At 40.2% G+C, this 13,946-nt stretch carries 13 protein-coding genes; 7 read left to right on the forward strand and 6 right to left on the reverse strand.

Features of this window, described 5'->3' with window-relative positions:
* Window positions 1-70 precede the first annotated feature (70 nt).
* Both prmA and tpiA read right to left on the reverse strand, forming a co-directional pair.
* A complete protein-coding gene (gene prmA / locus ABJF57_RS05015; RefSeq protein WP_462230590.1) occupies window positions 71-895 on the reverse strand; it encodes a 50S ribosomal protein L11 methyltransferase in 825 nt (274 codons plus the stop codon).
* Entirely contained in the window at window positions 895-1,659 is a 765-nt protein-coding gene (tpiA, locus tag ABJF57_RS05020; protein ID WP_462230588.1) for a triose-phosphate isomerase, read from the reverse strand. The genes prmA and tpiA overlap by 1 nt, the downstream gene beginning before the upstream one ends.
* Window positions 1,660-1,728: 69 nt before the next feature.
* Here tpiA and ABJF57_RS05025 point away from each other — a divergent pair, with 69 nt between their 5' ends.
* The 4 genes from ABJF57_RS05025 to ABJF57_RS05040 all read left to right on the forward strand — a co-directional run bounded on the left by ABJF57_RS05025 (window position 1,729) and on the right by ABJF57_RS05040 (window position 4,872).
* Entirely contained in the window at window positions 1,729-3,117 is a 1,389-nt protein-coding gene (locus ABJF57_RS05025; RefSeq protein WP_462230586.1) for a DUF5687 family protein, read from the forward strand.
* A complete protein-coding gene (locus ABJF57_RS05030) occupies window positions 3,114-3,803 on the forward strand; it encodes an ABC transporter ATP-binding protein (RefSeq protein WP_462230584.1) in 690 nt (229 codons plus the stop codon). Before ABJF57_RS05025 ends, ABJF57_RS05030 begins: the two co-directional genes overlap by 4 nt.
* 108 nt (window positions 3,804-3,911) lie before the next feature.
* Window positions 3,912-4,322 (forward strand): tellurite resistance TerB family protein, encoded by a 411-nt coding sequence (locus tag ABJF57_RS05035; RefSeq protein ID WP_462230583.1) that lies wholly within the window; start codon window positions 3,912-3,914, stop codon window positions 4,320-4,322.
* A 142-nt stretch (window positions 4,323-4,464) separates the two neighbouring features.
* Complete coding sequence (locus ABJF57_RS05040) at window positions 4,465-4,872, forward strand: tellurite resistance TerB family protein (RefSeq protein ID WP_462230581.1); 408 nt, start codon at window positions 4,465-4,467, stop codon at window positions 4,870-4,872.
* A 2-nt stretch (window positions 4,873-4,874) separates the two neighbouring features.
* Here the strand turns inward: ABJF57_RS05040 and uvrA are convergent, their stop codons facing one another.
* Window positions 4,875-7,667, reverse strand: a complete 2,793-nt coding sequence (gene uvrA, locus ABJF57_RS05045) for an excinuclease ABC subunit UvrA (RefSeq protein ID WP_462230579.1) — start codon at window positions 7,665-7,667, stop codon at window positions 4,875-4,877.
* 832 nt (window positions 7,668-8,499) lie between these two features.
* On the opposite strand from uvrA, the gene ABJF57_RS05050 reads away from it, so the two are divergent.
* A complete protein-coding gene (locus tag ABJF57_RS05050) occupies window positions 8,500-9,099 on the forward strand; it encodes an RNA polymerase sigma factor (protein ID WP_462230577.1) in 600 nt (199 codons plus the stop codon).
* Window positions 9,074-9,301: an anti-sigma factor gene (locus tag ABJF57_RS05055; protein ID WP_462230575.1), complete on the forward strand. Its 228-nt coding sequence runs from the start codon at window positions 9,074-9,076 to the stop codon at window positions 9,299-9,301. The genes ABJF57_RS05050 and ABJF57_RS05055 overlap by 26 nt, the downstream gene beginning before the upstream one ends.
* A gap of 316 nt (window positions 9,302-9,617) precedes the next feature.
* Here ABJF57_RS05055 and ABJF57_RS05060 read toward each other — a convergent pair whose 3' ends face one another.
* Window positions 9,618-11,492, reverse strand: a complete 1,875-nt coding sequence (locus ABJF57_RS05060) for a serine hydrolase domain-containing protein (RefSeq protein ID WP_462230573.1) — start codon at window positions 11,490-11,492, stop codon at window positions 9,618-9,620.
* 88 nt (window positions 11,493-11,580) lie between these two features.
* On the reverse strand, window positions 11,581-12,624 hold the full coding sequence (locus tag ABJF57_RS05065; protein ID WP_462230571.1) for a helix-turn-helix domain-containing protein: 1,044 nt from the start codon (window positions 12,622-12,624) through the stop codon (window positions 11,581-11,583).
* Between the two features lie 115 nt (window positions 12,625-12,739).
* On the opposite strand from ABJF57_RS05065, the gene nth reads away from it, so the two are divergent.
* On the forward strand, window positions 12,740-13,381 hold the full coding sequence (nth, locus tag ABJF57_RS05070; protein ID WP_462230569.1) for an endonuclease III: 642 nt from the start codon (window positions 12,740-12,742) through the stop codon (window positions 13,379-13,381).
* On the opposite strand, the gene ABJF57_RS05075 is transcribed toward nth, so the two are convergent.
* Complete coding sequence (locus tag ABJF57_RS05075) at window positions 13,378-13,938, reverse strand: hypothetical protein (protein ID WP_462230567.1); 561 nt, start codon at window positions 13,936-13,938, stop codon at window positions 13,378-13,380. The genes nth and ABJF57_RS05075 overlap by 4 nt on opposite strands.
* Between the last annotated feature and the right edge of the window lie 8 nt (window positions 13,939-13,946).

Raw genomic sequence — 13,946 nt, forward strand, 5'->3', positions numbered from 1 at the left:
TTAAAAGCGAGCGCATATAGCGTTAAAGATATTTATAAGTCCTCACTGTATTGTCAATTAGACGTTTGTTTTAGACGGAGAGTTTATTCAGAACGAGCATTGCCCATTTATCTCTGGTGGTTGTTTTCAGTTTTTCCAACCCATGTTTCCCGGTTTCAACTTCCAGATCTTTTACATCCTGTTCATAAAATCCGCTCAAAATGAGCTGACCTCCCTCGACAAGTCTGCCGGCATAGTCCTTGATTTGATCCAATAGCACGTTCTTATTGATGTTGGCTATGATGATATCAAAACCTGAAGCATTTACTTCGGAAATCTGACCTTGTATTAAACTCACGTCTTCTACGTCATTCAACGAAAAATTTTCCTTACTATTTTCTATGCACCATTCATCTATGTCGGTGGCGGTGATGGATGAAGCACCACGCTTTTGTGCCATGATTGCTAAAATTCCCGTCCCAGTGCCAACATCCAGTACTTTCTTTCCTTGATGATCCAAGGTCATTTGGTAATCCAATACCTGATAAGTGGTGGCATGGTGGCCCGTTCCAAAAGACATTTTGGGAGTGACTACAATCTGGTATTGGAACTGAGGCTGTGCTTCATGGAATGAAGCCCTAACAATGCAGCTTGAGCCCACGATGATAGGATCGTAGTTTTTTTCCCATTCTTCATTCCAGTTTACTTTCTCTTGTTCTTTGATTACAAACGAGACATTGGGATATGAATTAAATATCACCGTCACCTTTTCCTCATCAAATTGAGCGTGCTCGCAACTGCCCTCGAAACCGGACTCAAACTCCTGAAACGAATCGAACCCAACTTCGAATAGTTCAGCAATCAAAACATCAATAAGCTCTGAAGGGCAGGTCACCTTGATGGTAATGAATTCCATCAATCGAATGCTTTTACGATGTTGGTAAAGTCACGTGATTTGAGGCTTGCTCCACCGATCAATCCGCCATCTACATCAGGTTGAGAGAAGATTTCCTTGGCATTGTCTGGCTTCACGCTTCCTCCGTATAGGATAGAGATTTCCTCCGCGAGTGATTGATCGTATTTGAAGGCAATTTGATTTCGTATGAAAGCGTGCATCTCTTGTGCCTGTCCGGCAGAGGCAGTTACACCTGTTCCAATGGCCCAGACAGGTTCGTAAGCGATGACTACTTTTTTAATTTCGTCAGGTGAAAGATTGAATAATGCTTTTGCTACCTGATCCCCCACTAGCTTTTCATGTGCTCCAGATTCTCGAACCTCTAGTTTTTCACCACAACAAAATATGGGAGTGAGGTCGTTGTCCAAAACAAATTTCACTTTTTGAGCAAGTAGTTCATCACTTTCGCCAAAATATTCTCGACGTTCGCTATGACCCAAAATAACATGAGTGACACCAACTGATGCAAGCATATCCGCGGAGATTTCACCGGTAAATGCGCCACTTTTACTTTGGTGGCAGTTTTGAGCACCCAGCAAAACTTTGTTTGAGGAACCAATTAAGCTATGAATGCTGGAGAGGTGTGTAAAGGGTGGGATCAGTACGACGTGAGCATCATTTTTTACTTCATCTTCGACCATATGAATTACCTCAGAGGTTAATTTTTTTCCCTCCGGGAGGGTGCAATTCATCTTCCAGTTTCCTGCTACGATATTTTTTCTCATTTCCTTTGTAAGTTTTACAAGTGCAATGATACTAACCGAGAGGCATTCTCGCTTTAAAACATGTTTTGAATGAAATTTTTCTACATACGCCATCATTATCAATCAATCGTCAGGAGCACCTCATTTGATGGGGAAGTATTTGCGTTTTTTATTTTGGCGATTTTGTTTGGCAGCTCTATATCGATGACCTATGATCAGCTTGAGCCTTACGCTGAATCTACCAGTTTCTTCTTTTCCCAGTCCGAGACAAACTACTGGCTGTTTTTGATGACCTATCTTTTTTTCGACTTGGGTATGCGGTTGGTGTTTCGACGACCGCTACCCAAACTGAAGTACTACGTATTGTGGAGTAATGCTTCGAAGGAAATTGCCACTCAGTATTTATTTACTTCGCTTTTTGGCATCCTTCCTTTTATTCTCATGATCTCAGTGCTGGCTGTGGCTTATAAAGCAAATGAATGGCTTGGGCTGCCAGGACTACTTTCCGTAATGGTATGGTGGGAAGCTAATCATTTCATAGGGTTGATCTCTCAGTTTGCTCATCAAAGGTTTAGAGGACTTATCGTAGGTGCTATTTTGCTCATTCTTCTTGTTCAATGGCTCATTCCTGCCCTTCCGATTGCACAAAACCTGCTGAATCCCATCATTGCTGGCGTTTTTCTGTTGGTTAGTCTGCTTGTTGCATATCGACTGGTGCGGAGTGCTATAGAACAAAGAGAGGTGCATGAGAAGGAAGGTAAATTGGGGCTTCTAGAATCGTTACCTGTTCTGAGTTTTAAGAATCCAGTGTTTCAGCTGGAGTGGGCACTGCTTGTAAGAAATAAGCGCACAAGAAGCAATTTGCTGCTGGGACTCATAAGTATTTTGTTTCTCCCATTTCTTGTCGACGGTGAAACGGAATGGATGATAGGCACGCTGATCTTTTTTATTACAACGGGCTTTTTTATCATTCAACATGGTGTTTATTCATTGGGTTGGGAGGGAAGTTATTTTGATTTTTTGATTACTAATATTTCACCAAAGGTCTTCATTAAAACAAGGTACCTGTTTTATGCAGGCACTTGTATCATAGGTCTGATTTTGGCCTCCATTCCGACCATGATTAACGGACTCAGCTGGATGAGTCTATTCATGTTGTTTTTGTACAATATTGGCGTAACTATTCCGCTGGTGTTGTATCGATCCACCTTGAATAGTACCAAAATAGTTCTGACTGAAAATTCATTCATGAATTACAATGGCATGATGACGGGCCCAATTTTCGTTAGCAGTTTTCTGGTAACCTTGTTGCCTCTTTTCATTTATGGGTTGGGGCAGGCATTTTTTGATCAAAATGCTATTTACCTACTTGGGCTGATGGGCATCACAGGCTTGTTGTTTTTTAAGCCCATCACCAACCTTGTTGCTCAAAAGTACCACGCACGAAAGTATCATTTATCTCAAAGTTTTAAGGCATGATAAAAATTCAAAATCTCAGAAAATCCTTTAATGGTGTTGCTGCACTTAACATCGAAGATTTGGAAATCCACCCCGGAGAGTGTGTGGGCATTGTAGGAAATAATGGGGCAGGTAAGACTACTTTTTTTAAATCTGTTCTTGACTTGCTAAAGCCCGATACTGGATTTGTTGCCGTGGAGGGTGAGCATGTAAATATTTCAGCTGATTGGCAAAATCATTTGAATGCGTTCATTGATGAATCTTTTCTAATTGAATTTTTGAAGCCCAAAGAATACCTGACGTTCATTCTTAAGATGAAAAACTCGCAGTTTGAGATGGAAGAGCTGCTGGCTAAGTATGCTGAATTTTCGAATAAAGACATTGATGAAAACAAGAAATACATCCGTGACTTATCGACGGGAACCAAAGTGAGAATTGGGGTATTATCCCTGCTTGCAGGAGATCCAAAATACATGATTATGGATGAGCCTTTCGCGCATCTGGATCCTACCTCTCAGGCTAAATTGAGGAAGTTGATCCGTGCACAAAAAGAAGAAGGAAGGTGCGTGATTGTTTCGAGTCATAACTTACAGAATATTGCAGAATCTTGTGATCGGGTCATTCTCATTGAAGCTGGTCGAATCAAGTATGATGTGGAGGTCAATGAAGAGAATATGAAGAAGTTGAGTGCTTATTTTGATGATTGATTAAACAACATTCGGTTAGTAAAAAAGCCTAGAGATTTCTGATACTAACACGCATTTTATGTCTGTGATTAAATGAGTCAATTTGTATGAAACCGACCAGCATTTCATATGAACAAAGAGGAAAAATTTCGAGCATTGATTCGAATGGCGCTTATCGATCATAAGCTAGATAAGGAGGAGATGATGCTTCTCAAAGAACTTGCAAAGGATCATCAAATGGATGATTCAATACTGGCGCAATTAATGGAAGAAGCGCAGAACAGTAAGGAGGTAAAGAAGCCTGTTGCCTTTAATTTGGATCTAGCTGGTAAGATTGAAATCCTTGCTGACTTAGTCAAGATCATGAAAGCGGATGGGAAGGTCTTTTTTAGCGAAATTAAGTTTTGTGAAATGATGGCTAGAATATTTGGGTTCGATGCTAAGTCGATTGAGTTCTTATCCGATGCGGTCCACAAAGACAAAAGTGTATCACCCAACTGGGCTACGATTCAAACCAAAATGAGGGAGTACGTGGCCTGAACTTAAAGGAATTCCTACTCTCTTAAGTGAAAATATCACTGAATTAATCGATATAGATCTGCAACTCATCAATTTCTCACTTGGTTGTAGATAATAAGAAACTAATTCTTATGACCTTGTAGTATCAAAACCTATTTGATCTATGAAAGATATTGTGAAATTCAGAGCACTGGTTGGCATAGCACAGGCTGACGGTGACTTTGATAGTTCTGAAAAAGATTTTATTCGCCACCTGGCAAGCCTTGAAGGCTTAAGTATGAAAGAGCTGAAAGAGCTTCTCCAGAGCGCTGATAAGACCGGAACACTGATTAAAGACCTCAACTTTGACGATAAAATTGATATACTGATTTATACCGTGAAGCTCATGAAGATCGATGGTAAGGTTTTGCTAAGCGAAATTAAATTCAGTGAAAAAATAGCAAGGGCCCTTGGCTTTGAAGAAAAGTGTATCGGGTTTTTGTCTGGTATTATTGAAGGCAACCCCAACGATACGCCCAATGTTGGCAGCATCAATCATCGCATGAGGAAGTATTTAATTGAAACTTCTTGATTCTAAAGTTTCTCTTTCAGGTACTGAGCTGTGTAGTTATCCTTGAGCTTGATCATATCCTCAGGTAACCCTGCAAAGCACACGGTGCCTCCTTCTTCCCCGCCTTCCGGACCGAGATCGATGATCCAATCTGCGTTTTTAATCACCTCAGTGTTATGTTCAATAATTACAACTGAATTACCGGCATTTACAAGCGCATTGATGGCGTCCAGCAGTTTCTTGATGTCATGAAAGTGAAGGCCAGTGGTGGGTTCATCGAAGATGAAAAGAATGTGGTCTGTATTATTGCTCTTGCTTCCCTTTGATAGGAAGCTGGCGAGTTTTACTCGCTGAGCCTCTCCACCACTCAGGGAGTTTGATCCCTGCCCCAGCTTTACATAGCCCAGCCCCACGTCAAAGAGGGGTTGAAGTTTGTTTGTGATTGCATTGTTGCCAGCAAAAAACTCAATGGCTTCCTGAACGGAAAGATCCAGGACTTCCGCAATGTGCTTGTCGTTATACTTTACTTCCAGAATTTCTTTTTTGAAACGCTGGCCACCACAGTTTTCACAGGTGAGGTGAAGGTCGGCCATGAACTGCATTTCGATTTTTACTGTCCCTTCTCCTTCACAAACTTCACATCTTCCTCCATCTACGTTGAATGAGAAGTGAGCGGGCTTGAAGCCATTGGTTTTAGAAAGCGGTTGATCTGAAAAAAGTTGGCGGATCGCATCATAGGCCTTCACATATGTGACGGGGTTGGATCGCGAACTCTTCCCGATTGGGTTTTGATCGACAAATTCTACCTGGGTGATTTTTTTATAATTACCTGTTAGGTTAGTGAATTTCCCGGAGGCTTCACCAATGAGTCCCAGTTGCTTTCCAATAGCCGGATGGATGATTTTTCGAACAAGAGTAGACTTCCCTGAACCACTTACACCCGTAACAACCGTAAGTACACCAAGTGGTACTTCTACATTTAAATCTTTAAGATTATTCTCTCTTGCACCTTCGATCAGCACGGAAGATCTCCATGGTCTGCGTCTCTCAGGAACGGATATGCTTTCCTTTCCTTGCAGGTATTTTGAGGTGTAAGAATTGGTCTCTCCATTCATGTCGGAGGTTTTACCTTGAAAGACAAGTTCTCCACCAAAGACACCTGCATCTGGTCCAATATCGATGATTTGATCAGCAGCCTCCATCACTTTTTCTTCATGCTCTACTACGATCACGGTATTGCCAACATCTCTCAACGTTTTCAATACATCAATGAGTCTGTCGGTATCTCTGGGGTGGAGACCAATACTTGGTTCGTCTAGGATGTACATCGAACCGACAAGCGCACTGCCAAGTGAAGTGGCTAGTTTTATTCGTTGAAATTCTCCTCCGGAAAGCGTACTTGTCAGACGGTTCAGTGTGAGGTACCCAAGTCCTACCTGATCCAGGTATGAGAGGCGATTTTTGATTTCTTCCAGAATGCGTTTTGCTACTTTTTCATCATGCTTGTCCAACTTGATTGCGTTGAAAAAGGGTTTCAGTTTTTTAACTGGCATCAACACTAAATCGGTGATGGAATGATCAACTATTTTCACATAGCTTGCATCCTTTCTCAACTTGGTTCCGCGGCAATCGGGACAAGTTGTTTTGCCTCGGTAGCGGGAAAGCATGACACGATATTGAATCTTGTGTAGTTTCGATTCGAGGTGCGCAAAAAAAGCATTTAACCCTTCAAAATATTCGTTTCCAGTCCAAAGAAGATCATATTCTGCTTGTGTGAGTTCTGCTATAGGTCGATGTATGGGGAACTCAAATCGAATGCCATCACGGAGCAATGGTTCTGCCCATTTTTTCATGGTTTCCCCCTTCCATGGAGCTATGGCTCCTTCGTAAACGGACAAGTTCCGGTCTGGGATAACCAGGTCTGGGTCTATTCCCAGTACTCTGCCGAAACCTTCACATTTGCGGCATGCTCCATACGGATTGTTGAAGCTAAAGAAGTTTACGGTAGGTTCTTCAAAAAGTATATTGTCAAGTTCAAAGCGGTCTGAGAAGTTTTTCTTGCCTTTCCCAACAATTGTTACAAAACAATCGCCTTCTCCCTCAAAAAAAGCTGTTTGTACAGAGTCTGCTAACCTGAACTGCGTGGCTTCATCATTTTGAACCGCCGCCCGATCAATGAGAATCTCTATTCCATCTTTTGGTTTTTCCTTGGACTTTAGGATGTCCTCAATGAATGAGACTTCATCGCCAATCAGGATACGTGTGTACCCTTTACTCATCAAAATTTCCAATTCCTTGGTAAGCGATCTTTTTTCTTTCTTTTTCAGTGGCGTTGTAATCATCAATTTTGATCCCTGCTCGTGCGATAGGATATAATCGACAACATCTGTGACGGTATCTTTTTTTACTTCTTTGGCAGAAGTCGGTGAAATGGTTTTGCCAATTCTAGCGAAGAGGAGCTTAAGGTAATCGTAGATTTCTGTAGTAGTGCCGACAGTTGACCGGGGGTTTCTTGAAGAGACCTTTTGCTCAATAGCAATCGCAGGAGCCACACCTTTGATATAGTCCACTTCAGGTTTTTCCATTCGACCTAGAAACTGCCGAGCGTATGAGCTTAAGCTCTCCACATACTTTCTTTGACCTTCTGCAAAAAGGGTGTCAAACGCCAGGGAAGATTTGCCAGAACCGGACAGCCCCGTGATGACCACCAGCTGATCGCGAGGTATAGCAACATCAAGGTTTTTGAGGTTATTCACCCTGGCACCTTTTATGATGATGTATTCTTTGGGGTCGAGACTGTCTATTTTTTTGGTCATGCGGTAGGGAGAAGCAAACTTAGATTGTAATAGTATACAGTCAACACGTAAAGTTTAAAAATTTAGTTCAAATAGATACCTCAAACATGTTCAAACTTCTGAAATTGACTGTTATAATTTTTCTGTTCGCCTCATGTAAAGAGCGTGAGATAGCAAGTCCACCAATAGAATTTGATGTTCGATACACTCATGCTTTTCTGAATTGTGATAACTCTGTAAATCCCGAAATGAATTGTAATGAGTTCGTTATTTTCAAGGAAAACTCAAAAGCATCACTATTGTTGGGAGGAGATGATATTATCTATAATTACGATTTTCATTATAAAATTGGAAGTATTATACAAGTAGGAAATTGTTGTTCATTTAAGGTCGTCGATCGTCATACGCTGGTCAGGACACAAGACAACAGTACCTGGATAATACAACCTGATTCACCATGAGGGAAGGAGTAAGATAAGGAAATGCCATGTACTTCTTCGAGGACCTAAAAGGATTGTTTCAAAGATAAATTCATCCCTTTTTATGTCAAGGGCTTGTTTTAGCATTCCTTTCTCAGGCTCTTCAGAAGGAGAAATAAGAAGTCATTTTTGAATGGAAAGCATGAGCTTAAATGGAACTCACTTTGATTCGTTTCGGATGATTTTTCCAACCATTTTAGGGGTTCGTCTGTCTATGAAACACTAACAAACGGATTCGGATCTTATGCACTGAAAAAATAGGGTGCTTACTTTTCCGAGTTGTTCAAATTTTATATTCTTGTCCGCTAAATTATTTCAAACCCAAAACGATACAATATGATATAGACCTCTACGTTAACAAACAGGTGAATTACATGAATAAGACAAGTTTGAATGATAGCGAGTTGCTATCCCTCTATATTGGAGGAAACGAAGAGGCATTTGAGGAACTCCTCAATCGTCATAAGGACAGGGTTTTTACCACTATCTATTTAATCGTAAAAGACAGGTACACTGCGGAGGATCTCATGCAAGAGGTTTTCATCAAAGCAATACGTACCATCAAATCTGGCAAGTATAATGAGGAGGGGAAATTTCTTCCATGGATTCTTAGAATCGCTCATAACCTGTCCATAGACCACTTCAGAAAAGCGAAGCGATATCCAATGATCGTGATGGAGGATGGAAGTAGTGTATTTAATACACTGGATTTTTCCGAGTCGTCTATTGAAGAAGAACACATAAAACAAGATACCTACAACCTTCTTAAAGCCTTTATTAAGGATTTACCTGAATCTCAACGTGAGGTGCTAGTTATGCGGCACTACATGAAGATGAGTTTTCAGGAAATCGCAGATGCTACAGATGTAAGCATTAATACAGCGCTGGGAAGAATGAGGTATGCTTTGATAAACTTGAAAAAGAAATTTGAGCAAACCCAAAACGCGTATGACAAAAACCTTTACAAAAAATGACCTATTAAGATTTCTATACGACGAGGTAAATGAGGACGAGCGATTAGAGATGAATGAATCGCTGAGTGCTGACATAGAACTCCGAACAAAATTGGATGAATTGACTGAAGCGAAATCTGCTTTGGACGCTTTTTCTATAAAAGCACCGAGCGAAGTTGTTTCACGAATTCTATATGCTTCTAAAAATTTGGAGTCGGCTTAACAAGCTTAGCTGTTAGAAATTAGGAATGGATTCTGAAAACAAGCCTGCCTGCAGAAGGCAGGTTCAGAATGACTTTTAAAATGATGTCATGCTGGATTCATTTCAGATTCTATCCACTAATTTTAAGCGATGACCAAGAAGGAGTGATTTGAAGCGTTCGTAGCGTACTCTTCAGAGTCTTACCCACAACCGGAAACTGAACTACAATATTCTAATCCGTTTGAGCTACTTGTTTTAGCGGGTTTCTAAGCCCACTGCAAAGCAAGGATCAGAATGTTTGTGTCTTACATTCTTTCCAATGGCGGATTTTAATTTTTTAGTAATCAATGTTCAAGAAATGCCATCTATGTAGCATTAGGATATGCGATGTAGCTACTAAACTATAGGCTGAATAGAATATCCGAATTAGCCAATTCCCATCCTTCCTATACCAAAGGATTATGGAAAGAATGAGTAGAACGACAGCTGAAATTGCCATGACCCAATTGACATATCTGATGGATAGCAATGATGGATTTAGTCCAAACAGGAGCTGTTCCTTCGCTTGAAGTAGCGGAACAAAAAAGCCAAAAATATTCCAACAGAAAAGTGCAAAGAATAACAATGCGGCTATATGATAGTGTGGTTGAATTTTTGTCTTGATTAATAGCTGGGGTTTTTTTCTTCTAACAAAACGCAGAATGAGCCACGCTGGAAGTAACAATGGATAGAAAATTAAAACCAGTAATAATATTGGATATTCATCATTCATAAATCTTGGACGCTCAAACCAACCTAGGCGTTCGTAGCTTGAAGGCACTTGAATGCCCCCAACATGAACGCTTCTAAGCATGCTATTAACCTTACCTTGTTTGTCCTTCTTAAATACAACAAATTGGTCGGGGTTAGATATGTTTTGGAATCTGTCCCTTGCTACCATCACATATTCCTGCCAGGATCCATTGTGATAAGCCAGCAAGGTATTATTGGATGAAGCATGAAATTGAAATTGACCTTGGTACAAAATAAAGAGCTCTTCAATTGACTCATGGTTGGTTCGTTGATTGCCATAATGCCCTGCATATTCGCTTACATCATTTTCTAATTTCTCTCCTAATTCTACATTTTGCACAGGGAAAAATCTTTCTTTGAATGCTTCGAAAAATTCTTCAAGAAAATTATCTGTTTCAGTATTAACTGATAAAAAAATACCCAAATCATCACCTGGAAATAGGATTAAAACTGAAATAAACCCCGGCACCTGTCCTGCTTTTGCTACCGCCGGATAACCGTTGAATGTTTGTACCTCCATCCCATATGTGTAGCCCGCAAGCACCGAATCATTGCTAAACTGTTGATTAAGAATCTCATTGTATGATCCCTCAGAGAGTAGCGATTGATCTTTACGAAGCATGCTTTGCATTAAAAGTGCCATATCATCACTTGTGGAGAGAATGCTCCCGGCAGGTATTGCATGCCTCGGATAGCTGATGACCTCTTCAAATGTATCTCTCCACTCATAGCCACGTGCATAGTTGGGCAGATCTCTGTAATTGTCTGGCAGATAGTATGTGCTATTGACCATACTTATCGAATCGAAGATCCGTTGACTAACATATGTATCAAAAGGCAGACCGGAAGATAACTCGACCAAATGTCCAGCTAGTGCATAGCCATAATTTGAATAGTTAATGGTTCTTCCTGGAGGCTGAAACAGCCGGGGCATGTGATCTTTAAGGTGGATGGATATGGGGTCGATTTCATGTTCACTTCGGGCAAGGTAACCGATGATGTGTTCACTGAATCCTGCAGAGTGTGTTAGTAAATCAGCAATGGTCAATACTCGATCATATGGGTTTTCTATTTTCCAGTTTGGTAAAAACTGGTTTACGTTTTTATCCAAATCAAGTGATTCCATCTCAACTTGCTGAAGTACAGCAATAGCCGTTAAGAGTTTACCAATAGAACCCAATTGAAACAAGGTCTCATTATTTGTCTTGATAGTTTTATCCTCATAATTGCTGTATCCATATCCACGACTTAGATAGATACTGTCTGAACTAACAACACTTAACAAAGCCCCTGGAATCATGGGATAACTAATCCCATATTGAACCATACTATCACTAAAATGTGCTACTTGCTTATGATTTAACTGAGCTGAGACTATTGTTGAAGCAGTAATAAGAAAGCATAATAAACAACTTTTCATATTTGAGTTTTGATGGAATTTACGTTCCAATGTTCTCTAAGGATGACTTTTTTAGTTCATAGTTTGCCTAAATAATTATTTAGGCAAACTAGTTGCGATAGGCTTTTGGTGATTGCCCTGTTTTTTTTCGAAAATTATCATTGAATGCAGAAGTACTGTTAAATCCGGCTTGCTTAGCAATTGCTTCTATAGTGAGGTGGCGCGTGTCCGTCCTACCAAGTAGTCGAACAGCCTCTTCAACTTTGTAATGATTGATTAATTCATTGAAGTTAGCGTTCATGCCTCGATTAATAATCAATGAAATTGTAGGAACTGGCATTTCTAACTTGTCTGCCATGTCTTTGATTGTAAAGTGAGGATCAATAAATAGCTTCTCTTTTATCATTAATTCTTCAATTTTTGCCATCGCATGTTCTACCTCATGAGGGTCTATCCTAATATGAGTTGAAGGCTTGTATATCTTCCCGGACAATTGATTGTAAACCAAATAAATGGCAATAAGAACAAGCAATATGGTGTCCATAAGAGCTGAAAGAAGATCGAAACTGAAGAAAAACCTGAAAATAGAGAGTACCCAAAGTACAGTAAATGCTGCTACGATCATTTTTGCTGATTTAATCGTACGATGGATATGAAGTGATTTTGATTTTTTGGTTATCAATAATATAGATACGCCTAGATAAACCCCTTGATGAATCCTTCGTGTACTCCCAAGAAGAATGGAATCAAAGCCAAGTTGTTGATACATCTCATGCAAATAATCTGCTTTCAGATCGGTCGAGGAAGTGTATAATGGAATCAGATAACAAATGGCCAATACAAATGGGATGATATGCCAGACATCATTCTTTTGCCATTTACGCTTCGGGTCTGCGTATCCAAGAATGACAAAATATAAGGCAGGACCAATGAGGTATAAGAATGGGGAGTTAATGCGAACAAGATAGGGATACACTAGTATTTCATGCGAAGCATATAGCCATCCATAAAAAAGCTCAGTTATAAGGATAAAAATGAGTACGAAAGGAGCAAGAGAAACTGGTCTTTTGAGACCAATACTAACCACTTGCTTAGCAAGAAAAACGATTGCGAAACTTAATCCGATAATGATAAAAATGGATATGTTTCCCATCACATAAAACTCTTATCGTGCACTCAAAGATAATTCGACAATATAAAGCACTTGAAATGTTGCTAGCAGGGTAATAAATTAAGTTCATGAGTAATAGTCTGTCTAATTTTAACCGATGACTAAGAAGGAGCGATTTGAAGCGTTTGTAGCGTACTTTTCAGAGTCTTACCCACAACCGGAAACAGAACTACACTATTCTAATCCGTTTGAGCTACTTGTTGCTGTAGTGCTGAGTGCACAATGTACAGATGCAAGGATCAATAAAGTTACGCCTGCCTTATTTCGGGATTTCCCAACTCCTGAATACATGGCTGCCAGTCACTTTGATGAATTGTTTCCCTACATCCGGAGTGTGTCTTATCCCAACAATAAGACCAAGCACCTACTTTCGTTGAGTAAACGTTTGGTAGAGGAGTATAATTCGGAGATACCAACCACGATTAAGGAACTTACTTCCCTTCAAGGTGTGGGAAGAAAAACGGCAAACGTGATAGTTTCGGTGCTCTTCAATCAGCCTGCAATGGCTGTAGACACACATGTCTTTCGGGTATCCAAACGTCTTGGCCTAGTAACACAGACAGCTAAAACCCCGCTAGAGGTTGAGAAACAACTCGTGAGGCATATTCCGGAGGAATATATCTCACGAGCGCATCATTGGTTGATCTTACATGGCCGGTATGTTTGCCTGGCCAGGTCTCCCAAATGTGACAAGTGTGAGATCACCCACTTTTGTAAGTTTTTTGAGAAAAACTTCTAGAAGAAGATCACGAAGTTGAATTTAAATTCAAGAAGATTTTCACTAGTGAAGTCACTATTCAAACTTGAATTGTATCTAATCGTTGGTTCGAATGTAATATTATCACTTAGAAAGGCGGCGTATCCCATTTGAACTCCTAACCAAAGTGGGTCAGGCGTGTCGATTGAACCTCCGCCAAATGACTCTTGATCTTCATTCGTTGCTCCTGTAATATCAATTTGCAAAGGAACGTTTCCTCCGGCATAATGCTTGATTCCAAATTTGTATGTGAAAAAACTGGAAAAATCAATATCTGAATACCCAAGACCGACTTTAATTGCAGTATTGTCCTGAACAAAGTAGCCGCCTTCTGCTCCGATTGAGTATATAGTGGTTCCCTCAGAGGATAGAAGACTAAAACCAGTACTATTGCCATGTTTTAGTGCTGTTTCTCCAAAGACTGAGGTTCCGACTTCAAAAAATAGATTTCCTTTTTTCGTTGCTTCCACTACTCCTTCTTCTTGAGAATAGCCAGCGTACGACAATACAATAAATGTAAGTGCAATGATTTTCTTCATAGGGATAA

This window comes from Ekhidna sp. (assembly GCF_039940915.1).
Lineage (GTDB): Bacteria > Bacteroidota > Bacteroidia > Cytophagales > Cyclobacteriaceae > Ekhidna.

Bases quoted from the DNA above. Each gene is read 5' to 3' on its own strand.
- uvrA (WP_462230579.1), bottom strand. From the start codon at position 7,667: ATGACCAAAAAAATAGACAGTCTCGACCCCAAAGAATACATCATCATA.
- ABJF57_RS05025 (WP_462230586.1), top strand. From the start codon at position 1,729: ATGAAATTTTTCTACATACGCCATCATTATCAATCAATCGTCAGGAGC.
- ABJF57_RS05075 (WP_462230567.1), bottom strand. From the start codon at position 13,938: ATGAAGAAAATCATTGCACTTACATTTATTGTATTGTCGTACGCTGGC.
- ABJF57_RS05055 (WP_462230575.1), top strand. From the start codon at position 9,074: ATGACAAAAACCTTTACAAAAAATGACCTATTAAGATTTCTATACGAC.
- ABJF57_RS05035 (WP_462230583.1), top strand. From the start codon at position 3,912: ATGAACAAAGAGGAAAAATTTCGAGCATTGATTCGAATGGCGCTTATC.
- nth (WP_462230569.1), top strand. From the start codon at position 12,740: ATGACTAAGAAGGAGCGATTTGAAGCGTTTGTAGCGTACTTTTCAGAG.
- ABJF57_RS05050 (WP_462230577.1), top strand. From the start codon at position 8,500: ATGAATAAGACAAGTTTGAATGATAGCGAGTTGCTATCCCTCTATATT.
- ABJF57_RS05065 (WP_462230571.1), bottom strand. From the start codon at position 12,624: ATGGGAAACATATCCATTTTTATCATTATCGGATTAAGTTTCGCAATC.
- ABJF57_RS05040 (WP_462230581.1), top strand. From the start codon at position 4,465: ATGAAAGATATTGTGAAATTCAGAGCACTGGTTGGCATAGCACAGGCT.
- tpiA (WP_462230588.1), bottom strand. From the start codon at position 1,659: ATGAGAAAAAATATCGTAGCAGGAAACTGGAAGATGAATTGCACCCTC.
- prmA (WP_462230590.1), bottom strand. From the start codon at position 895: ATGGAATTCATTACCATCAAGGTGACCTGCCCTTCAGAGCTTATTGAT.
- ABJF57_RS05060 (WP_462230573.1), bottom strand. From the start codon at position 11,492: ATGAAAAGTTGTTTATTATGCTTTCTTATTACTGCTTCAACAATAGTC.
- ABJF57_RS05030 (WP_462230584.1), top strand. From the start codon at position 3,114: ATGATAAAAATTCAAAATCTCAGAAAATCCTTTAATGGTGTTGCTGCA.